The 20,431-nt window shown below is 65.4% G+C and carries 16 protein-coding genes; 8 read left to right on the plus strand and 8 right to left on the minus strand.

What is annotated here, in order from left to right:
• Window positions 1–89: 89 nt before the first annotated feature.
• Window positions 90–1,424, minus strand: a complete 1,335-nt coding sequence (locus tag FAZ98_RS33755) for an MFS transporter (RefSeq protein ID WP_158958314.1) — start codon at window positions 1,422–1,424, stop codon at window positions 90–92.
• A gap of 344 nt (window positions 1,425–1,768) precedes the next feature.
• Between FAZ98_RS33755 and FAZ98_RS33760 the strand changes: the two genes are divergently transcribed.
• The 4 genes from FAZ98_RS33760 to pruA all read left to right on the plus strand — a co-directional run bounded on the left by FAZ98_RS33760 (window position 1,769) and on the right by pruA (window position 6,940).
• A complete protein-coding gene (locus FAZ98_RS33760; protein ID WP_158958316.1) occupies window positions 1,769–2,923 on the plus strand; it encodes a porin in 1,155 nt (384 codons plus the stop codon).
• Between the two features lie 209 nt (window positions 2,924–3,132).
• Window positions 3,133–4,026, plus strand: coding sequence for an N-formylglutamate amidohydrolase (locus tag FAZ98_RS33765; protein ID WP_158958318.1), 894 nt, complete (start codon window positions 3,133–3,135; stop codon window positions 4,024–4,026).
• A gap of 75 nt (window positions 4,027–4,101) precedes the next feature.
• Window positions 4,102–5,103, plus strand: a complete 1,002-nt coding sequence (locus FAZ98_RS33770; protein ID WP_158958320.1) for a LysR family transcriptional regulator — start codon at window positions 4,102–4,104, stop codon at window positions 5,101–5,103.
• A gap of 226 nt (window positions 5,104–5,329) precedes the next feature.
• Window positions 5,330–6,940 carry an L-glutamate gamma-semialdehyde dehydrogenase gene (gene pruA, locus FAZ98_RS33775; protein WP_158958322.1) on the plus strand — a complete coding sequence of 537 codons (1,611 nt, stop codon included), beginning with the start codon at window positions 5,330–5,332 and terminating at the stop codon, window positions 6,938–6,940.
• 127 nt (window positions 6,941–7,067) lie between these two features.
• Here the strand turns inward: pruA and FAZ98_RS33780 are convergent, their stop codons facing one another.
• The 4 genes from FAZ98_RS33780 to FAZ98_RS33795 all read right to left on the minus strand — a co-directional run bounded on the left by FAZ98_RS33780 (window position 7,068) and on the right by FAZ98_RS33795 (window position 12,761).
• On the minus strand, window positions 7,068–8,741 hold the full coding sequence (locus tag FAZ98_RS33780) for an electron transfer flavoprotein-ubiquinone oxidoreductase (protein ID WP_233272989.1): 1,674 nt from the start codon (window positions 8,739–8,741) through the stop codon (window positions 7,068–7,070).
• 212 nt (window positions 8,742–8,953) lie between these two features.
• A complete protein-coding gene (locus FAZ98_RS33785) occupies window positions 8,954–10,528 on the minus strand; it encodes an AMP-binding protein (protein ID WP_158958326.1) in 1,575 nt (524 codons plus the stop codon).
• Between the two features lie 32 nt (window positions 10,529–10,560).
• On the minus strand, window positions 10,561–11,634 hold the full coding sequence (locus FAZ98_RS33790) for a hypothetical protein (RefSeq protein ID WP_158958328.1): 1,074 nt from the start codon (window positions 11,632–11,634) through the stop codon (window positions 10,561–10,563).
• 50 nt (window positions 11,635–11,684) lie between these two features.
• Window positions 11,685–12,761, minus strand: coding sequence for an ABC transporter substrate-binding protein (locus FAZ98_RS33795; RefSeq protein WP_158958330.1), 1,077 nt, complete (start codon window positions 12,759–12,761; stop codon window positions 11,685–11,687).
• Between the two features lie 414 nt (window positions 12,762–13,175).
• On the opposite strand from FAZ98_RS33795, the gene FAZ98_RS33800 reads away from it, so the two are divergent.
• The 4 genes from FAZ98_RS33800 to FAZ98_RS33815 are packed head-to-tail and all read left to right on the plus strand — an operon-like array spanning window position 13,176 to window position 16,699.
• Window positions 13,176–14,363, plus strand: a complete 1,188-nt coding sequence (locus tag FAZ98_RS33800) for an NAD(P)/FAD-dependent oxidoreductase (protein WP_158958332.1) — start codon at window positions 13,176–13,178, stop codon at window positions 14,361–14,363.
• 4 nt (window positions 14,364–14,367) lie between these two features.
• Window positions 14,368–14,976, plus strand: a complete 609-nt coding sequence (locus FAZ98_RS33805) for a HutD/Ves family protein (RefSeq protein ID WP_158958334.1) — start codon at window positions 14,368–14,370, stop codon at window positions 14,974–14,976.
• Window positions 14,977–15,019: 43 nt separating this feature from the next.
• The gene (locus FAZ98_RS33810; protein WP_158958336.1) at window positions 15,020–15,769 is read left to right on the plus strand and encodes an electron transfer flavoprotein subunit beta/FixA family protein; all 750 of its coding nucleotides are present in this window, start codon (window positions 15,020–15,022) and stop codon (window positions 15,767–15,769) included.
• Window positions 15,770–16,699 (plus strand): electron transfer flavoprotein subunit alpha/FixB family protein, encoded by a 930-nt coding sequence (locus tag FAZ98_RS33815; RefSeq protein ID WP_158958338.1) that lies wholly within the window; start codon window positions 15,770–15,772, stop codon window positions 16,697–16,699.
• A gap of 224 nt (window positions 16,700–16,923) precedes the next feature.
• Here FAZ98_RS33815 and hutG read toward each other — a convergent pair whose 3' ends face one another.
• Genes hutG through FAZ98_RS33830 form a run of 3 tightly spaced genes read right to left on the minus strand, consistent with a single transcriptional unit; the run spans window position 16,924 to window position 20,427 of the window.
• Window positions 16,924–17,727, minus strand: coding sequence for an N-formylglutamate deformylase (gene hutG, locus FAZ98_RS33820; RefSeq protein WP_158958340.1), 804 nt, complete (start codon window positions 17,725–17,727; stop codon window positions 16,924–16,926).
• 5 nt (window positions 17,728–17,732) lie between these two features.
• Window positions 17,733–18,971 (minus strand): alpha-hydroxy acid oxidase, encoded by a 1,239-nt coding sequence (locus tag FAZ98_RS33825; RefSeq protein WP_325073081.1) that lies wholly within the window; start codon window positions 18,969–18,971, stop codon window positions 17,733–17,735.
• 7 nt (window positions 18,972–18,978) lie between these two features.
• Window positions 18,979–20,427, minus strand: a complete 1,449-nt coding sequence (locus FAZ98_RS33830; protein ID WP_158958342.1) for an FAD-binding oxidoreductase — start codon at window positions 20,425–20,427, stop codon at window positions 18,979–18,981.
• Window positions 20,428–20,431 lie beyond the last annotated feature (4 nt).

Here is a 20,431-nt window from a genome sequence, read left to right on the forward strand (position 1 = left end):
ACGGCCCACGCGTGTTTCCCATGAACACGAAACGTGAAGAATCGATAGCCGACGTGCAGACTTCGAAGTCCTCGATCAGCAAGCGCGCCTCAGCACGCCGTGATGCGCTCGCGGGATCGCCGCGCCGCCCAGGCGAGCGCCAGGCACGACAAACCGTTATACGCGAAGATCCCCTTTGGACCCAGTACGGTCATGAATACGGAGGCAATCGCGGGCCCCGTCATGCCGCCCACCGAAAACAGCACCAGCAGCAGCGAGGCAATCGCCACGCGCAATGGCGGGTCGATCCGGTCGTTGGTATCGCCCGCCACGAGGCCGTATTGTGTGAACGTGACCGCGACATAGGCAATCGCGCCCAGCCACAAAAACGCGCCCTCGTGAAAGATCAGGAGCGCCGCGCTCAACGCCGCTGAGAGCAGCGCGATGCGGTACACCAGCACGCGCCGCGCGTAACGATCCGAGAGCCGCCCCATGGGCCGCTGCGTGAACAACGCGCCGAGCAGGCACACGCCCATGAAGAGCGAGAGATTCGCGGTGGCGAAGCCGGAGCGCACGAGAAACACCGGCATCAGCGAATAAAAGCCGCTGTAGAGAAAGCCCGCGATGATGCAGCCCGGCACCGCCAGCGAGGTCGCGCCGGTCAGCGCGCGCAGCACCTCGATCCAGCTATGCGGGCGCGCAGATGGATTCGCGTCGCCCGTGGCCATCCTGGGCCAGCCCGACAGCAGCGCCACGGGAATGATCGCGGCGGCGAACAACGCGGACGCGAGGCCAAACCCGGTCGTGCCGGCGGGACCGCCGACATTCAGCAGCAGTTGCCCCGTGCACAACGAAAAATAGTTGATGGTGGTGTAGGTGCCGAAGATGCGGCCGCGATTGGCATTGGACGCCGTGCCCTGAATCCAGCTTTCTATCGACGAAAACAGGCCCATGAACGCGAAGCCCGTGGCGAGCCGGATCAGTCCGAGCGTGGCGGCCAATTCGAATGCGCCGAACGCCTGCGTGAGAATCGTGGCGAGCGCGGCGAACGCGATGAACACGCGATGCTGACCGAACCGGTCGATCAGGCGTCGCGCGGTGAATGCGCCGAGCAGGAAGCCGAGGTAATAGCACGACTGAATGAAGCCCACCACCAGCGTGGATTCGCCGTGACGCACGAGGCGCAGCGGAATGAGCGTCTGGAACAGACCATTGCCGAGAATCAGAAACGCCGCGCCGAGCAGGAGACCCGCGAGCGTGCGGTACTCGCTGGGCGTTTGCACGGGCTTCGCCGCAAACGGCTGGGCAAGCGGGCCCTGAGCGCTTGCCGTGGCCGCACGCGCCGCGCCTTCATGCGCCGATGGGCCGTCTTGCACGCTCTGTTGCGCATGGTGGCGCGCGTCGTGCTGCACTGCTGCGCTCTCGTCTCCTCGTGCTTCCGTCATTCTCGCCGTCCGTCGAACCGTTGCCGGTGAGCGTGGTCCAGAATGCGGCCGCGCGCGAAATCCATCATCAAACGTGATAGAAAAATTAAGCGCACGTGATGCTCGTTTCCGTCGATATGAAACCGAAGTGAAGCCGCGCAAGTGAACCGGCATCGACTGCTCGCATGGCGCGAAACTCACTCCCGCGAGCCCGTTGTCAAGCGAATATCACACACGCTTATTTTCAGAATAAGTTGCGCCGTCCTCTATACGGCCGACTATTTTGACTTCCCTACTCTGCGAGCGGCTGACGTCGCCCATTGCTTCGCCGGCGTCCTTTTCATTTCAACCGCAGAGACCAACACATGCAAAAACATCTTTTTGCAGCGGCAATTTCGCTCGCATTCGCCACGGCCGCCCACGCCCAAAGCTCCGTCACGCTGTACGGCTTGATCGACGTCGGCGTGATCTACGCCAACAACGCCGGCGGCCATAGCCAGTATCAAATGGGCAGCGGCAATATCCAGGGTAGCCGTTGGGGCCTGCGCGGCACGGAAGATCTCGGCGGCGGACTCAAGGCGTTGTTCGTGCTCGAAAACGGCTTCAGCGTGACGAACGGCAAGCTCGGCCAGGGCGGCGACGAATTCGGCCGCCAGGCGTACGTGGGACTGTCTTCCGCGAATCTCGGCACGGTCACGCTCGGCCGCCAGTACGATTCGGTCACCGACTTCACCTACATGTTCGAAGCGGCCAACGTGTGGTCGCCGTATTTCGGCGCGCATCCGGGCGACCTCGACAACCTGAACGGCACCAATCGCGTCAACAACGCGATCAAGTACAAGAGCCTCTCGTACGGCGGCTTCACGTTCGGCGGCCTCTACAGCCTGGGCGGCGTGGCGGGCCAGTTCAATCGCAACCAGATCTGGTCGCTCGGCGCGAACTACGCGCATGGCCCGTTCGTGCTGGGGGTGTCGTACCTCAACGCGAAGGACCCGAACTACTCGTACTTCGGCAATAACTCGACCTCGAGCACCACGGCGTCGAACATGACGTCGAGCCGCGTGTACTCCGGGTATGCCTCGGCGAAGACGCAGCAGGTCATTGTCGCGGGCGCGCAATACACGTGGCAGGCGGCGACGTTCGGTCTGACGTACAGCAACACGCAGTTCAAGGACATCGGCACGCTTGCGGGTCTGCCCGCCACGGGCGCGGGCGGCGACGCGAAGTTCCACAACGTCGAAGCGAACTTCCGCTACCAGCTCACGCCTGCGCTGCTGCTGGGCGCGGCCTACGACTACACCAAGGGCTATGGCGTGAACAGCGCGAAATACCACCAGGGGGTGATCGGCGCCGACTACTTCCTCTCGAAGCGCACCGACGTGTACGCCGACGCGGTGTATCAGCATGCATCCGGCACCGACTCGACGGGCGCGAAGGCGGTGGCGAACATCAACTTCCTTTCGGCATCGACCACGCAGAACCAGGTCATGGCGATCGTCGGGATGCGTCACCGTTTCTAATATCGCTTCCCGTACCGCTTCCATACCGTTGCGCCTCCGGGCGAACGCCGGTTGCTTTGCGTAAGCGGCGCTTATGGTTAGAAACAGCGCCGCTTAGGCACCAGCGTTTCGCCACGGGTTCGGCTACCGTAGGGCAACGCACGCCGCGCCCCCGGCCGGCGTGCCGCCGCCCGCGAATCACGCGCGCAAGCGAACCCGAGGTATTGAACATGCAGAGCCTGGCTTTCGGGCACGTTTTTCGTGCCGATTCACCGCTGGTCCTCGTCACGCCGCATAGCGGCAGCCGTATTCCCGGCGAGTTGCTGGACCACGCGTCATGGGCCGCGATCGAAGGGCGGATGGCCGATCCGGCGGGTCTCGCGCTCGAAGCCCTCGCCGAAAAGCGCGGTATCACCACGATCGGCGCGCGCTACCACCCGTGCGTGATCGACTTCAATGTGGCGACGGAAAGCCGTCCGCTATCGCTGCGCCTGAGCCGCAGCGGCCTGTGCCGCACGCATACGTCGCGCGGCGAGCCGCTTTACGACGACTCGCATCCGCCCTCGGAGCGCGAAGTCGAAGGTCGCGTCGATCAGTACTGGCGGCCCTTTCATGCGGCCGTGGCGGCGGAACTCGCGCGCCTGCGCGGCCTGCACGCCAACGTGCTGCTGCTGGTCTCGCACGCGAGCTACTGGCTCTCGCCGTATCGCAACCAGAGCGGTGCGCTCGACTGCAACATCGGCAGCAACCGCGGCCGCTCGTGCGACCGCCAGCTCGTCTCCGCACTCACCGACACCGTGGGCGAACACGGCCGCTCGTGGGTCGTGAACGGCAAGGTCGCCGACATGTTCGCGGCGCAGCACTACGGCGCGCCGGGCCTGGGCGTGCATGCCGTGGAAATGGAGATCGCGGGCCGCTGGCGCAGCGCGCTCGAATACGAACGCGAGCAGCAGGAAGGCGCCGAAGCCACGGCCACGCTCGGCGCGCTGTTCGATGCGCTCGAAGGCGCGCTCGCGCGGTTGCCCGCGGCATCGGCATCCGCAGCGGCATCGGCATCGGCATCGGCATCGGCTTCGCTCCATTCAGCCACGACGGCCGCCCACGCCGACCGTTCGCCGAAGTAAGCGCCATGCGTTTTTTCCCAATATGTGCGCCCGGACAACCGTGTTAACATTTTGGCTGTCACGTCGCAGGCGACCATGAAAGAAAGCGCACCTGAACATTATCCAGACTGGGATCTGCTCGCGAGTTGGGTTGCCGTGGTCGAGTCGGGGTCGATCTCGGACGCGGCCAGCCGCCTCGCCATTTCGCAGGCGGGCGTCTCGCAGCGCATCAAGGCGCTCGAAACCATTCTCGACACCACGCTGCTCGACCGCGCCACGCGTCCCGCGCGCCCCACGGCCGCCGGTCAGCGTCTGTTCGAACACGCCACGGTGCTGCTGCAAGGCGCCGACCAGATGGTCGAAGCCGTGCGCAACGTCACGCGCGCGAAGCGTGTGGTCGTGCGGCTCGGTTGCGTGGACTCGTTCGCGGCCACCATCGGCCCGATCATCATCAAGGCGCTCGCGGGCACCTCGCATCAAATCCGTTTGTGGTCGGGCATCACGCCCACGCTCGACGCGCAGCTCGAAGCGCGCCAGCTCGACATGGCCGTGACCACCACCGAACTCTCGCAGGCGCCCGGCATTCGCCGCCAGAAGCTCTTTTCGGAGCCCTACGTGGTCGTGCTGCCGCGCAGCTTCGAAGTGGACCGCTTCACCACGCTCACCGAACTGAGCCGCCAGCTGCAATTGATCCGTTATAGCGCGCGCTCGGTGATCGGCCAGCATATCGACGCCTATCTCGCGGCCAACGCCGAGAACATCGAACGCACCTGCGAATTCGACGCCACCGACCCCATGCTGAGTCTCGTGGCGGCCGGGCTCGGCTTCGCGGTGACTACGCCGCTATGCCTGTGGCAGTCGCGTCATTACGTTCCCGACCTGCGCGTGGTCGCGCTCTCCTCGTTCTCGCGCCATGGCCGGCCATACCAGGGCCTGAGCCGTTCGTTCTTCCTCGCCTCGCGCGAGAACGAACTCGGCCATCTGCCCGCCGACCTCTACGATCTGCTCAAGCGCGCGTTCGAGCGCCAGGTGTCGCGCGACATTGCCAAGGCGCTCGCGCTCGCGCCCGAAGAAGTCTGTATCGCCGACGAGGAATGACGCGCGCGCCGCCAACGCGGCGTGCGCCGTCCCGCAGGCGGCCCCTTCCATAACGCCCGCCGATCCAAAGCATAAGTCGAGGTTTAGCAACGCCCCGCGTGCGGCCTTGCCGCTAGTCTGGACACTGAGCCTCGCCCCCGGCGGCGAACGGCGCGCCACGCGGCGGCGCCGTTCACGAACCGCAACGCCGGCGGTGTTTTCGAATCCCCTTCCCTAAGGAGCCAGTGTGATTTCAGGTCCTCAATTCCCGCTGCCCGCGAACGAACCCGAACTGCATTTCGGCACGGGCACGCAGGCGCAAGCGGAGCTGCGCAAGGCGCTCGAACAGCGCGACGTGGTGGACATTCCCACCGTGATCGACGGCCAGCGCTACTTCTCCAACGACGTGGTCGAAGTGCGCGCGCCGCACGACACGCAGCGCCTGCTCGCCCGCATTCACCGCCCGACCGAAGCGCAGATCCAGCAAGCGGTCGCGAGCGGCAAGCGTGTGGCGAAGGACTGGGCCAAACTCACGCACGCGAGCCGCGCCACGATCCTGCATCGCGCCGCCGACATCATCGCGACGCGTTCGCGCATGAAGATCAACGCCGCCACCATGCTCGGCCAGAGCAAGACCGTGGAAGAAGCCGAGCCGGACAGCGCCTGCGAACTGATCGACTTCCTGCGCTTCAATGCCTATAACGCGCAACGCGTGTACGCCGAGCAACCCATGTCGGTGGCCACGGCCGCGAACCGCGCCGACTGGCGTCCGCTCGAAGGTTTCGTCTATGCCGTGTCGCCGTTCAACTTCACGGCTATCGGCGGCAATCTGACCACGGCGCCCGCCATCATGGGCAACACCGTGCTGTGGAAGCCCTCGGAAAAGTCGGCGCTCGCCAACTACATCTTCTTCGAAGCGCTCGAAGAAGCGGGCCTGCCGCCGGGCGTCATCAACTTCGTGCCGGGCGAGGCCGAACTCACCACGCGCGTGGCGCTCGCCTCGCCCGATCTCGCCGGCATCCACTTCACGGGTTCTTCGGCCGTGTTCCAGTCGCTCTGGAAAGGCGTGGCTTCGAAGGTCGACTCGTTCCGCACCATTCCGCGCCTCGTGGGCGAAACGGGCGGCAAGGACTTCGTACTCGCGCATGCCTCGGCGCATCCGTCCGAAGTGGCCATCGCGCTGATTCGCGGCGCGTTCGGCTATCAAGGCCAGAAGTGCAGCGCCGCCTCGCGCGCCTACATTCCGCGCAGCCTGTGGTCGCAAGTGCGCGACGAACTGCGCGCGCGTCTCGCCGAGCTGAAAGTGGGCGACGTGGCCGACTTCAGCACGTTCATGGGCGCCGTGATTTCCGAAGCCTCGCACCAGAAGCTGAGCCGCGTGCTGGCCGCGGCGAAGGACGACTCGGCCGTGACCTTCGTGAGCGGCGGCAAGACGTGGTCGGAGCCGGGCTATTTCGTCGAGCCGACCGTGCTCGAAGTGAGCAACCCGAAGCACGCGCTCATGACCGAGGAACTGTTCGGGCCGATCCTCTCGGTGTTCGTCTACGAAGACAACGCATGGGATGACACGCTCACGCTGATCGACTCGACGAGCCCCTATGCCCTCACCGGCTCGATCTTCTGCACGGACCGCTTCGCGCTGCATCAAGCCGAAGACGTGCTCGTCAACGCAGCGGGCAACCTCTACCTCAACGACAAGCCCACGGGCGCGATGATCGGCCAGCAACCGTTCGGCGGCGGCCGCGCGAGCGGCACCAACGACAAGGCCGGTTCGTATCTGAACCTGCTGCGCTGGGCCTCGCCGCGCGTCGTGAAGGAAACCTATCTGCCCACGCGCGAGTGGCGCTTCGGCGCTTGAATGCGCGCTTGATTGCGCGTTGGAATGCGCGCCTGCATGAACGCATGAGCGCGCGGTGGAGATCGCATCCCGGCATCGTCGGGATGCCTTGAAAAAAGGGCTCATCGTACGATGAGCCCTTTTTCTTTTACATGTTCGGATAGTTCGGTCCGCCGCCGCCTTCGGGCGTGACCCAGACGATATTCTGCGTCGGGTCCTTGATATCGCAGGTCTTGCAGTGAATGCAGTTCTGCGCGTTGATGACGAGCGCGCTCTCTCCCGCCGGTGCTTCCGTGAACTCATACACGCCCGCCGGGCAGAAGCGCGCTTCCGGTCCCGCGTACCGCCCGAGATTCACGCGCACGGGCACGCTCGCGTCCTTGAGTGTGAGATGCACGGGCTGGTTTTCTTCGTGATTCGTGTTCGAGAGGAACACCGAGGAAAGCCGGTCGAACGTGAGCTTGCCGTCCGGTTTCGGATACACAATGGGCTTACACTGCGCCGCTGGCTGCAATGTTTCGTGATCCGAATGATGATGATGCAGCGTCCAGGGCACCCGGCCGCCCAGCACCTTCTGCTCCAGCCCCACCATCATGCTGCCCACATACAGGCCTTTGCTCATCCACTGCTTGAAATTGCGCGCGCGATGCAGTTCTTCCTTGAGCCACGACTGCTCGAAGGCCTGCGGATAGGCATCGAGCGTGTCGTTGCCACGTCCCGCTTGCAGCGCCTCGAACGCGGCTTGCGCGGCCATCTTGCCCGAAGCGATTGCCGCATGGCTGCCCTTGATGCGCGAGGCGTTGAGCATGCCCGCCTCGCAGCCGATCAGCGCGCCGCCCGCGAACGCGAGCTTCGGCATCGACATGATTCCGCCCGCCGCAATCGCGCGCGCGCCGTACGACAAACGCCGGCCACCTTCGAGGAAACGCCGGATCGCGGGGTGCGTCTTGTAGCGCTGGAATTCCTCGAACGGCGAGAGATACGGATTGGTATAACCGAGCCCGACGACGAAACCCACCACCACCTGGTTGTCGTTCAGGTGATAGAGAAACGAGCCGCCATACGTGTCGCTTTCGAGCGGCCAGCCCGCCGTGTGGATCACGAGTCCGGGCTTGTGCAGCGCCGGGTCGATCTCCCAGAGTTCCTTGATGCCGAGGCCGTACACCTGCGGGTCCGCGCCTTCGTCGAGCTTGAAACGCGCGATGAGTTCGCGCCCGAGATGGCCGCGCGCGCCTTCGGCGAACAGCGTGTAGCGCGCATGCAGTTCCATGCCCAGCTGGAAGTTGGCGGTGGGTTCGCCGTCCTTGCCCACGCCCATGTTGCCCGTGGCCACGCCGCGCACTTCGCCGTGTTCGCCGTACAGCACTTCGGCCGCCGCGAAACCCGCGAAGATCTCCACGCCCAGCGCTTCGGCCTGTTCCGCGAGCCAGCGCGTGACGTTGCCGAGACTCACCACGTAATTGCCGTGGTTCTTGAAGTTGTCGGGGAGCAGCCAGTTGGGCACCGGCTTCGCGCCGCTTTCGGAGAGAAACAGAAAGCGGTCTTCGGTCACGGGCACGTCGAGCGGCGCGCCGCGCTCCTTCCAGTCGGGAATCAGTTCGTCGAGCGCGCGCGGGTCCGTGACCGCGCCCGAGAGCGTGTGTGCGCCAACCGCCGAGCCCTTTTCGAGCACACACACGCTCACTTCGGCGTTGCGTTCCTGCGCCATCTGCTTGAGACGAATGGCGGCGGATAAACCGGCCGGCCCTCCGCCGACGATGACGACGTCGTATTCCATCGATTCGCGCGGGCCAAACTGCGCTGCGAAGTTATTCGTGTTCATTTCGACCGATATGTGACTGTGCGGGACGGCCGCGAAGCACGCATCGAGACGTGCGTCGCGGCCTCGTGGATATTCCGGCGCGCGCCATACGAAGCGGCGCGGCCGGACTGCAAGCCATCCTACGTCGCCAGATACCGGAAGCGCGCGACATCACCCGCGCTTATGCAGCATTCAAGCCCGCGTTAGTCTTGCGGGCCGCCATGCCGCGCCGCTCAACGCGAAGTCGGTACGGCCGCCGACGCCGCCAGCGCGTCCCAGCAGTCGTCGATCCGCTTCGAAAGCGACGGCTTCTGGATACGCTGCGTGGGCGTTTTCGGAAACTCGTCGACGATCGCGATGAAGCGCGGCACCTGGAACTTCGCCATGTTCGCCTCGCACCACGCCACGAACGCCTCGGGCGTGAATGCATCCGCGCCCGGACGCAGCTTGACGAACAGCTTCAGGTCTTCGTCGGCGAATTCGTTGGTCACGCCAATCAGCGCGCTCTCTTCCACGTCGGGATGGCCGTTGGCGACATTCTCGACTTCCCACGCCGAGATGTTTTCGCCGCGCCGCCGCACGCTGTCCTTCTTGCGGCCGAGAAAGTACAAATAGCCCTGCGCGTCCGCGCGACCGAGATCGCCCGTATAGAGCCAGCCGTTGCGCAGCGTTTCGCGCGTTTTCTCCGGATTGCGGAAATAGCCTTCGGTGATGGTGCCGGGCTCGCGCGCCTTCACGCGAATTTCGCCCACCGATCCGTGCGGCAGCGGCACGTCGTCATCGCCCACGATCTCCACGTCGAAATAGTCCACGGCCTTGCCGATGGAGCCGATCGGGCCGTCGAGATTCACCACGCTGAAACTCGACGTTTCCGTCATGCCGTAACCCTCGCGCACGGGAATGCCGAAGCGCTGCTCGAACGCCTGCCACACTTCCACCGGCGCGCCGCCGCCCCACGCAATGCGCACCGTGTGCTCGCGGTCGCGTGGCGAAGGCGGCTGCTTGAGCAGCAGTTGCAGCACGCCGCCCACGAAATGCAGATGCGTGGCGCCATAACGCGCGACTTCGTCCCAGAACCCGGAGGCGCTGAAGCGCGGCACGAACGCGAGCGTGATGGGTTGCATCAGCGCCATCACGAGCACTTCGCTGCCGAACACGTGATAGATCGGGTCCCAGAAGTGCAGCACGCTGCCCGGCGTGATCGAGCCGATCCACGACGAACCCAGCGCCGCCGCGCGCACCATGCGGTCGCTCATCAGCACGCCTTTGGCGGGACCGCTCGTGCCCGAGGTGTAGAGAATCGCGCGCAAGTCCGTGTCGTGCGCCGCGAAAGCGGGTTCGGCTTCGTTCGGCTCGTCGCGCCATTGCGCGAACTCGCCGCCGCCTTCCGCGCTGCGCCAGATCGTGCGCAAGCCGGCCACACGCGCGGCCGCCGGTTCGAGCGCGGGCGCGAACACGTCGTCGGCCAGCGCGAACGCGGGCTCGGAGTCCGTCAACACGTGTTCGAGCGCCGCGCCCTTCAGATGCACGTTGACCGGCACCTGCACCGCGCCGAGCTTGCACAGCGCGAAGTAGGCGAGCGCATGATCGACATGATGCGACAGCATCACGGCCACGCGGGTGTGCGCGCGCACGCCGGCCCGCGCGAGTCCGTTGGCCAGCCGGTTCACGCGCGCGTTGAGTTCGGCGTAAGTGAGCGACGTGTCGCCGGAGCGGCAGAACACGTGGCCCGGATTGCCTGCCGCGCAGTCGCGCAACAGCTTGGGGATATTGTCATCCGCCGAAAAATGCACCGTCGATTGCGACATCGATCGTATCCTCGTTGCGTGGGCGGGGCCGCTTACCAGAGCCACGTTTTCGTGTCGGTGAAGGTCCAGCGCTCGAAACCGCTCGCCGGATCGTAGTGACGTTCGAGGCGCACGTGACCGTTGAGCGTGCGCACGCTCATGTCGAAGAACGCGAACACGGCCGCGCGCATGGCGGCCGAATGCGGATACGGAAACGGCTCGAAGGTTTCGAAGCTCAGTTCGGCCACGTCGTCGCTCAGCGACTTCCACTGCGGTGCATTCTTGAACGCGCCGATGATGGTCGCGTAAGTCTGCGCGAGCGCCGCCGGGCTGTTGCCTTCGACTTCCGTCGCGGCCTTCAGCGAAGGCGTGAATTGCACCGCCAGCAACTTCATGGCCGAGGCGACCAGATGGCTCGCCGTGTGCATGCCGAACTGCGCCACGATCACTTCGATCGCGTGCTTCACATAGTCGGCCGCGTAGTTCGCGCTGCCCTTCATGATGCGCGCCTCCGGCCATTGCGCCGGGTCGAGCCTGGGCGCCTTCGCCGCGTCGAACTCGGGCGAGCGGTCCACATGCTCCACGCGGAACCGCTCTTCCGGCCGCAAATCGCGGTCGTACTCCAGGAAATAGCCTTCGTCGTACGGGTGGCCTTCCGCCACGAACTTGGTCGCCACCCAGCCGAGCCGCGGGCAGCCCAGCAGTTCGCCATTACGCGGATGCCAGGTGGACAGGATGGTGCGGCGCACCGACGAAGGCACCGCCAGCGCGGAAATGCCGGGGAACGTGCCCCACGGCGGCATATAGCGAATCCAGACTTTCTTCGGCGATTCCTCGACGTACTGCAACGTGAGACCGCCGATGGTATTGCTGAAATAGTGATACTTCGCGGCCGTGACAGCGGGCGGATCGTTGCGGATGCCGAGCTTCTCCAGCGCCTCCACGAAGCGCTGCGATTGCTCCGCCGCCATCAGCGTGCGCCAGACGTTATTGAGCGCGGCTTCGCCCTTCTCGCGCAGGACGATCGCCGTCACACCCGAAACCACCGACCAGCCGAACGCGCCCGAGAGATCCACGCGTTTTTGCAGCGCCGTCATGTCTTCATTGCCGAACTGCTTTGCTTCCATGCTGCCTCCTGTTTCCCTGTTCACCACGTTTTCACTGCATTGCACCGGCATCACGACATCGTCCATTCCTTGAAGCGGCGCGTGACTTCGTCAAAATTTTTCGCCCACCACGAATCGTCCATCAACACGCTGTTTTCCGATTGCAGGTCGGGGATCCACTTGCGGCTTTCCGGGCTCATCAGCGTGAGCGCCTTTTTGCTGCCGGGCGTATTGCCGATCAATTCCATGAAGGCCGCCTGACGGTCGGGGCGCGCGGCGAAGGCGAGAAATTTCATCGCGTTGGCCTTGTTCGGCGCGTTCTTCACCACGGCGAGATATTCGAAACCGTTGACCGTCTGTTCGAACGAAAAGTCGACCGATTGCCCCGAGGCCTTCGCGGGCTTCACACGCGACGCATAGGTGTAGCTGAAGTCGGTTTCGCCGGTTTGCAGCAGCGTGAGCGTTTGCGGCGTCTGGTCGATCCACTTCACCACGTTCGGCTTGATGCGCTCCAGCACGCGAAACGCGCGGTCCACGTCGAGCGGATAGAGGTGCTTCGGCGAGACGCCGTCGGCGAGTAACGCGGCTTCGAAGGTTTCGCTCGGCCGGTTGCGGAAGGTGCGGCGGCCCGGAAACGCCTTGACGTCGAAATACTCGCGGAAATTGCGCGGATGTTTGCCCGCCGGATACTTCGCCGGGTCCCACGCAATGCCGCCCACGAACACGTACCAGGGCAGCAGATTGTTCTTGATGTCGATGACGAGATCGCCGCGGTCGAACATCGCGAGATCGAGCGGTTCCCAGAAGCCCGCGTTCGCGCCCGCCACGCCGAGTGCATTGGGCGCGTCGAACACGTCCCACTGCACGTTGTTGGTCTGGATCTGCGCTTTGAGCTTGGCGAGGTCGGGCGTGTCGATAATCGTGACCTGCACGCCCGTTTCTTTCATGAACGGCTTGACGACCGACTCTTCCACGGCCTGCCGGTACGCCCCGCCCCAACTCACGAGCGTCATCTGGCCACCCGCGGCATGGGCTTTTTTCGAGGTGAGAATGGCCGGGGCGGCGGCCGCCGCGATTGCGATACTGGAGACACCCGAGACGAATTGCCTACGTCCCGTTGAAACGCCTTCCTTTCGAAGCTTTGACATAGCGGGTCTTCTCACACTGTGGTTGGAATGACATGCCCGGCGAGTCACGGCGAGTTCGCCGGTTCTGGGTGCGGCGTGGAGCGAGCCGTGACAGTCACGCTATGCAGCCAGAATTCGGCAGGCCATATCGAGTACGAATGCTTATTTAATGAATAAGGCGCGGTGATCCTGTGGCGCGCCGCCGCGAAAGCGGAATTCCCGAGGCAACAGGCGCGCAACGACCCGTCTGAATGCGGCAAATACCCCGCATTCCACTCGTCATCCGCATCGAAACCCGTGCAAAACCGCCCCGCGCGGCGTGCCAGTGCGACAGCCGCTTTTACTAATCATCTGTCCTGCTTATATTGGCGCGCCCCGGTTTATGGCGTTTCACACTTCGCCCCATACCCTTTGCTCAGGAAAGGACGCGAAACCGTGAACAAATATGATGTGGTCGTGATTGGCGCTGGCGTGATCGGCAGCTCCGTCGCATTTCAACTGGCGAAGCTCGGCGCGAAGAACGTGCTCGTGCTCGACCGCGGCACGATAGGCGCCGGAACGACCTCGCAGTCGTCGGGCATCTTGCGCACCCACTATTCCGTGAAGGAAAACGTGGAACTCGCGCTCAAGAGCTGGGACGTGTTCAACGACTTCCCGGCGTATCTCGGCGACGAAGAAGCGTCGTGCGGGCTCGTGAAGTGCGGCTACATGATCGTGGCGAGCGAAGGCGACAAGCTCGAACCGCTGCGCGCCTCGCTCGAGCAGCAAAAGGCCCAGGGCGTGCCGCTCGAACTGCTCGACGCGAAAGCCGCGCACGAGTTGCTGCCGATCGCCCGCTTCGACGACGCCGCGCTGATCGGCTACGAGCCCGAAGCCGGTTTCGCCGACGCCTACCTCGTCGCCACCAGCTTCGCGCGCGCCGCGCGCCGTGGCGGCGTGACGATCCGCGAGAACGTTTCCGTCAACCAGATCCTGTTCGAAGGCAACCGCGTGGTGGGCGTTTCGACCAGTGCGGGCGACTTCGCGGCGGGCACCGTCATCAGCACGCAAAACATCTGGACGCCCGAGCTTGCGGGCTGGACCGGCCGCAACCTGCCCGTCATGCCCGAGCGCCACGCGGTGCTCGCGCTCGAATGCGAAGCGGCGAAATACACGTTCTCGATGCCGGTGTTCAAGGACCTGGCCTCGCCCGGCATGCTCTATTACCGCAGCTACGGCGGCAGCCAGATGCTAGTGAGCGAAGGCATCGTGGGCGAAAAGCTCGGCGCCGCCGAGACCGAGCAAGGCGACATTCCCATGGACTACGTGGTGGAAGTGGGCGCGCAGGTCGCCGAGCGCTTCCCCGAGTACGAAACGGCGGGCATCGCTTCGTCGTGGACCGGCGTGTACGACGTCACGCCCGACTGGAACCCGGTGCTGGGCCGCCTGCCCGGTATCGAAGGTCTCGTGGTCGGTTACGGCTTCTCGGGCCACGGCTTCAAGCTCTCGCCCACCGTGGGCCGCGTGCTCGCCCAGGAGGCGCTGGGTCTGCCGACCGACGTCTCGCTCGCCCCGTACTCGATCGAACGTTTCGAAACCGGCGCGCTGCTCACGGGCAAGTACGGCCTCGGCGCGGTGTCGTGACGTCATGGCGATGAAGCCGCCCGAAGCCCGCGCGCTCGCCGCGCTGCCGCCCGAAGCATGGCGCAACGGCGGCGGCGTCACGCGCACGCTGGCGATGCACGACAGCGGTGGCAATAGCGGCGACGCCTGGCGCATCAGCATTGCCGAAGTCGAGCGCGACGGCCCGTACTCGCGTTTCACCGGCATGACGCGCGTGTCGTTCGTGTTGCGCGGCGCGGGCGTCGTGTTGCGCGAAGGCGCGCTCGACGTTTCGCTCGCGCCCGACGAAGCCGTGGAATACACGGGCAATGCGGCGTGGGACGCGCGTCTCGTGAACGGGCCTGTCACGGTGCTCAACGTGATGAGCGCGGCGCAGCGATATGGCGTGAAAGTGCGCGCGCTCGCCGCGCCCGCAACGGTTGCCGCCGGCAGCATCGCCCTCGTGCTCGCGCTCGAAGGCGCCTGCGAGATCGCCACGCACGGCGCCGCGAGCGTGCGGCTCGAAGCGGGCCACTACGCCGCGTTCGACGGTTTGCGCGCCTCGTTGCGCGTCACGCCGCATGCAGCGAATGCTGCAAACGCGCGCATCGTGCTCGTCACGTTGTCGCCGGCTGCGCCGTTGGTATCGGCATGAACGAATGGATTTGAGCGCTTTTTAGTATTCCGAGGAAACCAGCATGAAAGTGATTACCGCAGTCAAGCGCGTCGTCGATTACAACGTGAAGGTCCGCGCGAAAGCGGACGGCAGCGGCGTGGATATCGGCAACGTCAAGATGTCGATGAACCCCTTCGACGAAATCGCCACCGAAGCGGCCACGCGCCTCAAGGAAGCGGGCCACGCGAGCGAAGTCGTGGCGGTGTCGTGCGGCGTGGCGCAAAGCCAGGAAACGCTGCGCACGGCACTCGCCATTGGCGCGGACCGCGGCATTCTCGTGGAAACCGCCGTGGAATTGCAGCCGCTCGCCGTGGCGAAGCTGCTCAAGGCCGTCATCGACAAAGAACAGCCGCAACTGGTGATCCTCGGCAAGCAGGCCATCGACGACGACGCGGGCCAGACCGGACAGTTGCTCGCCGCCCTGCTCGACTGGCCGCAGGCGACCTTCGCGAGCGCGATCGAGATCGGCGACGGCACGGCCACCGTCACGCGCGAAGTGGACGGCGGCCTCGAAGTGATTTCGCTGCGCCTGCCCGCCATCGTCACGACCGACTTGCGTCTGAACGAGCCGCGCTACGTCACGCTGCCCAATATCATGAAGGCGAAGAAAAAGCCTCTCGAGACGCTCACGCCCGAGCAGCTCGGCGTCGATCCGGCGCCGCGCCTGAAGACGCTCAAGGTGGTGGAGCCGCCCGTGCGCCAGGCGGGCGTGATCGTGCCGGACGTGGCCGCGCTGGTCGAAAAACTCAAGAACGAAGCGAAGGTGATTTGAATGACAACTCTCGTGATCGCCGAACACGGCGAAGGTCAACTGAAGCCCGCGACGCTGCACACGATCGCCGCCGCACAGCGGGTGGGCAACGGCGTACACGTGCTCGTGACGGGACATGACGCGAGCGCCGTGGCGCAGGCCGCGAGCCGCGTGGCGGGCGTCGACAAAGTGGTGCTGATCGACGCGCCGCATCTCGCCGACGCGCTCGCGGAAAACGTGGCGGCACAAGTGCTCGCGCTCGCCTCCGACTACACGCATCTGCTCTTTCCCGCCACCGCGTTCGGCAAGAACGTCGCGCCGCGCGTGGCCGCGAAGCTCGACGCCTCGCAGGTCTCCGACGTGATCGCCATCGACGCGCCCGACACGTTCCAACGCCCGATCTACGCGGGCAACGCCATCGCCACCGTGCAATCGGCCGACGCCGTGAAGGTCGCGACGATCCGCACGACCGCGTTCGAAGCGGCCGCCACGCAAGGCGGCAATGCCGCGATCAGCGAAGCGCCGGCCGTACCCGACACGGGTCTCGCGACCTTCGTGCGCCGCGAGATCGCCACGAGCGACCGGCCCGACCTGACTTCGGCGCGCGTGGTGGTCTCGGGCGGCCGTGGTCTTGGCAGCGCGGAAGACTTCGCGCGCCTCGATCCGCTCGCCGAAAAGCTGGGCGCGGCGATTGGCGCCTCGCGCGCGGCTGTCGATTCGGGCTATGCGCCGAACGATCTGCAAGTGGGCCAGACGGGCAAGATCGTCGCGCCGGAGCTGTATGTGGCCGTTGGCATTTCGGGCGCCATCCAGCATCTCGCGGGCATGAAGGACTCGAAGGTGATCGTCGCCATCAACAAGGATGCCGATGCGCCGATCTTCGGCGTGGCCGACTACGGTCTCGTCGCCGATCTGTTCGAAGCGGTGCCCGCCCTCGCGCAAGCGCTGTGATGCCACGCGCGGCGTGCGCGCCGCGCGTTGTATCGTTGCACCGCGTTGTACCGCGTTGTACCGAATCCTCACGCAGTAGCAGGTTCGCCGTCTTCCCGCGCATCGTTCCGATGCCTTCGTGAAGACGGCTTTTTTTCGCCTGCCGATGTCTGCCGATAGGTGCCACGGACGTAAAAAAAGCGGGCATTGCCCGCTTTTCGTCGACACCCGACGCTCGCGATGACTTAGCGCGGCAACGCGCGCACCGCGTCGAACGCCGCCTTCACCATGCGCTCGACCACGGGCTCGACCTTGCTCGCCACTTCAGGCAGATACGCGAACGGCGCGGTCTCGCTCATATACGTGGACTGGCACATTTCGAGCTGCACCGCGTGCACGCCCTTGTGCGGCTCGCCATAAAAGCGCGTGTTGTAGCCGCCCTTGAAGCGGCCATTGGCGATCCACGTGAACGGCTGGTCGCCGAGCGTGGCCGTGACGGCCTCGAGCACGCTGGCGTCGCAACTGAGTCCGCCGTTCGTGCCGAGATTGAGGTCGGGCAGCTTGCCTTCGAACAGACGCGGCAGCACGCTCGCGATCGAATGCGCTTCCCACAGCAGCACGGTGCCGAACTCGGCCACGAGGCGATCGAGTTCCGCGCGCAACTGCGCGTGATACGGGCGCCAGTACTGCTCGAGACGCCGCGCGACTTCGGCGGCATCCGCGCCCGTGCCATGACGATACAAAGGCTCGCCGCGAAACGTCTCCGTCGGGCACAAGCCGGTGGTCGTCTGGCCCGGGTACAGACTCTCGCCCGAAGGCGGCCGGTTCAGGTCGATCACGTAACGCGAGACGCGCGCGCCCAGCACCGAGGCGCCCATCTCGCGCGCGAAGGCGTAAAGGCGATCGAGATGCCAGTCGGTATCGGCAACTTCGCTCGCGACGTCGGTGAGTTGGGGGCGCACGTCGTCGGGAAGCGCGGTGCCCAGATGCGGAATGGAGATGAGCAACGGCACCGTGCCGCGCTGAAAATCGTAGATCGGGGAAGTCATGCGAGTCATGTCGAGGTGACGTTGAGGGGAGCGGCCTGCGGAGCGCGGGCGGCACGCATCGTGCCCGCCCTGTGCGCGGCGAGCGCGGCCAATGACGCCAATGCCCCGCCATGCGCGGCGAGCCGGTCGGGCCCGAGCGACGCAATGCTCGTACAGCCGAGCAAACGCATGCAGGTGTCGAATTCCTTGTGCAGCAACGCGAGCACGCCCTGCGCACCGGCCTCGCCCGCCGCGGCGAGACCATAGAGCGGCGCGCGGCCGAGCAGCACGCCTTTCGCGCCCAGCGCGACGGCCTTGGCGATGTCGCTGCCGCGCCGGATCCCGCCATCGACGAGAATTTCCGCGCCGCGCGGCGCCATGGCGGCTGTGTGCGCGAGGATGTCGATGGGGCTCAGCGCGCCGTCCAGTTGGCGGCCGCCGTGATTCGAGAGCACCACGCCGTCGGCTTCATGTTGAAACGCGCGCGCGGCGTCGGCGGCCGTCTGGATACCCTTGATGAAAATCTTGCCGGGCCAATGGCGGCGCAGCCATGCAATGTCGCGCCAGTCGAGCGAGGTATCCATCTGACGCCCGAGCGCGGCCGCCTGGGCTTCGATGCTCGCGCCGAGCCGCGCGCTGCGCGCAAGATTCACGAGTTGCGGCACGCCGTGCACGCCCACCTTCGCGAGCCAGCGCGGATGCGTGGCGATGTCCCACAGCAGGCGCGGCGTCCAGCGCAGCGGCAAGGTGAAGCCCGTGCGCGCGTAGTGATCGCGCTGGCCGGTCACCGGGGTATCGACGGTCAGCAGCAGCGTGGAAAAGCGCGCGGCACGCGCTCGCGCCATGATGTCCTCGGCGATACGGCGATCCTGCTGCACGTAAAGCTGCAGCCAGAGTTCGCCGTCGGTGGCCGCGCGCACGTCTTCGAGCAGGCTCGTGGAAGCGGTCGAAAGCGCGAACGGCAAACCCACCGCATGCGCCGCGCGCGCGAGCGCTTCCTCCGCGCCGCGACAATAGAGGCCGTTCAAACCGGTTGGGCCGACCACGGCGGGCCACGCGGCCGGGCCACCCGCGAGCGTGGTGTGCGTGCTCACGTTCGAGACGTCGACCAGCACTTGCGGCGCGAAAGCGATCGACTCGTAAGCCGCGCGATTGCGCCGCATCGTGATCGATTCTTCCGCGCCGCCTTCCAGATACGACCATGCGAAGTCGGGCAGATAACGCCGGGCCGCTGCGCGGTAATCGGCGACGTTGGAGTACACCATCGCGCGCCTAAGCGGCAGCCGACGCCGACGAAGCGGGCACCACGCGGCCCGGATTCATCGTGTCGTTCGGATCGAGCAACTGCTTCATCTGCCGCATCAAGGCAATTTCGTTCGCGTCCTTGTACAGCGACATTTCGGGCACATGCAACGCGCCAATGCCGTGTTCCGCGCTGAACGTGCCGCCCATGCTCGCGGCGATGTCGTAAAGCCGGTGGCTCAGCGCGAGTTGCGTGCCGACCTTGTCCGCCACGCTCGCCCAGTATTCATGGGAGAACATGGCGATGTAATGCAGATTGCCGTCGCCCATATGGCCGACCACGACCTGCGTGGCTTGCGGATAATGCGCCGCGAGCGTCTGTTCCGCGGCGGCCATGAAGTCGGGAATGCGATACGTGGGCACGGCGATATCGTGCGTCAAGCCCATGCCTTCGCGGCCGTTCGCCTCGGTCACGTGATGGCGGATATGCCAGAGGTCGGCGCGCTGCTGGGCGCTCGCGGCCACGATCGCGTCGACGATCACGCCCGCTTCGAACGAGGGCGCGAGCGCGTCGGTGAGGCGCGCGGCAATGGCTTCGTCGTTACCGGAGGACGCCGCGAGTTCGACCAGCACCATCCACGCCGGTGTTTCGCCGAACGGGTTGCGTGCCTTCGCGGCATGGCGCAGCGAGATTTCGAATTCGCTGCGCGAGATGAGTTCGAGCCCGACCAGTTCGCCCGGAAACGCCGCCTGAAGCTTGAGCCCTTCCTGCACGGCGTCGTTCACGGTGGCCACGCCGAGCATGGCCGTGGCGGTGGCGCGCGGGCGCGGATAGAGTTTGAGCGCGGCTTGCGTGACCACGCCGAGCGTGCCTTCCGCGCCCACGAACAGGTTCTTGAGATCGTAGCCGCTGTTGTTCTTGCGCAGCGTGCGGATGCCGTTCCAGATGCGGCCATCGGCGAGCACGACTTCGAGGCCGAGCACGAGATCGCGCGTGTTGCCGAAGCGCAGCACGTTGGTGCCGCCGGCATTCGTGGCGATATTGCCGCCGATCTGGCACGAGCCTTCGGCGCCGAGCGTGAGCGGGAAAATGCGGTCCGCGTCGAGTGCGGCCTGTTGCAGGTCGGCGAGGATGCAGCCCGCTTCGACCGTCATCGAGTTGTTGTCGGCGTTGATCTCGACAATGCGGTTCATCTTCGCGAGATTCAGCAGAATGCTGTTACCCGAGGCGTCCGGCACCGAACCGCCGCACACGCTCGTGTTGCCGCCTTGCGGAAACACCTTCACGCCGCGCGCGTCGCACCAAGCGAGCACTTTCGAGACCTGCGCGGTGTCGCGCGGGAACACCACGCACGCGGCGCGGCCCGAATGGCGCTTGCGCCAGTCGATCAGATGCGGCGCCATGTCGGCATCGCTTTCCAGCACGTTGGCGACGCCCGCGAGTTCGCGCATCGCATCGATAATCGTCGTTTGATTCATCGCT

This window comes from Paraburkholderia acidisoli, from assembly GCF_009789675.1.
Lineage (GTDB): Bacteria > Pseudomonadota > Gammaproteobacteria > Burkholderiales > Burkholderiaceae > Paraburkholderia > Paraburkholderia acidisoli.

Coding starts and splice junctions, on each gene's coding strand:
- FAZ98_RS33755 (WP_158958314.1), bottom strand. CDS start 1,424: ATGACGGAAGCACGAGGAGACGAGAGCGCAGCAGTGCAGCACGACGCG.
- FAZ98_RS33760 (WP_158958316.1), top strand. CDS start 1,769: ATGCAAAAACATCTTTTTGCAGCGGCAATTTCGCTCGCATTCGCCACG.
- FAZ98_RS33765 (WP_158958318.1), top strand. CDS start 3,133: ATGCAGAGCCTGGCTTTCGGGCACGTTTTTCGTGCCGATTCACCGCTG.
- FAZ98_RS33770 (WP_158958320.1), top strand. CDS start 4,102: ATGAAAGAAAGCGCACCTGAACATTATCCAGACTGGGATCTGCTCGCG.
- FAZ98_RS33780 (WP_233272989.1), bottom strand. CDS start 8,741: ATGAACACGAATAACTTCGCAGCGCAGTTTGGCCCGCGCGAATCGATG.
- FAZ98_RS33785 (WP_158958326.1), bottom strand. CDS start 10,528: ATGTCGCAATCGACGGTGCATTTTTCGGCGGATGACAATATCCCCAAG.
- FAZ98_RS33790 (WP_158958328.1), bottom strand. CDS start 11,634: ATGGAAGCAAAGCAGTTCGGCAATGAAGACATGACGGCGCTGCAAAAA.
- FAZ98_RS33795 (WP_158958330.1), bottom strand. CDS start 12,761: ATGTCAAAGCTTCGAAAGGAAGGCGTTTCAACGGGACGTAGGCAATTC.
- FAZ98_RS33805 (WP_158958334.1), top strand. CDS start 14,368: ATGGCGATGAAGCCGCCCGAAGCCCGCGCGCTCGCCGCGCTGCCGCCC.
- FAZ98_RS33810 (WP_158958336.1), top strand. CDS start 15,020: ATGAAAGTGATTACCGCAGTCAAGCGCGTCGTCGATTACAACGTGAAG.
- FAZ98_RS33815 (WP_158958338.1), top strand. CDS start 15,770: ATGACAACTCTCGTGATCGCCGAACACGGCGAAGGTCAACTGAAGCCC.
- hutG (WP_158958340.1), bottom strand. CDS start 17,727: ATGACTTCCCCGATCTACGATTTTCAGCGCGGCACGGTGCCGTTGCTC.
- FAZ98_RS33825 (WP_325073081.1), bottom strand. CDS start 18,971: ATGGTGTACTCCAACGTCGCCGATTACCGCGCAGCGGCCCGGCGTTAT.
- FAZ98_RS33830 (WP_158958342.1), bottom strand. CDS start 20,427: ATGAATCAAACGACGATTATCGATGCGATGCGCGAACTCGCGGGCGTC.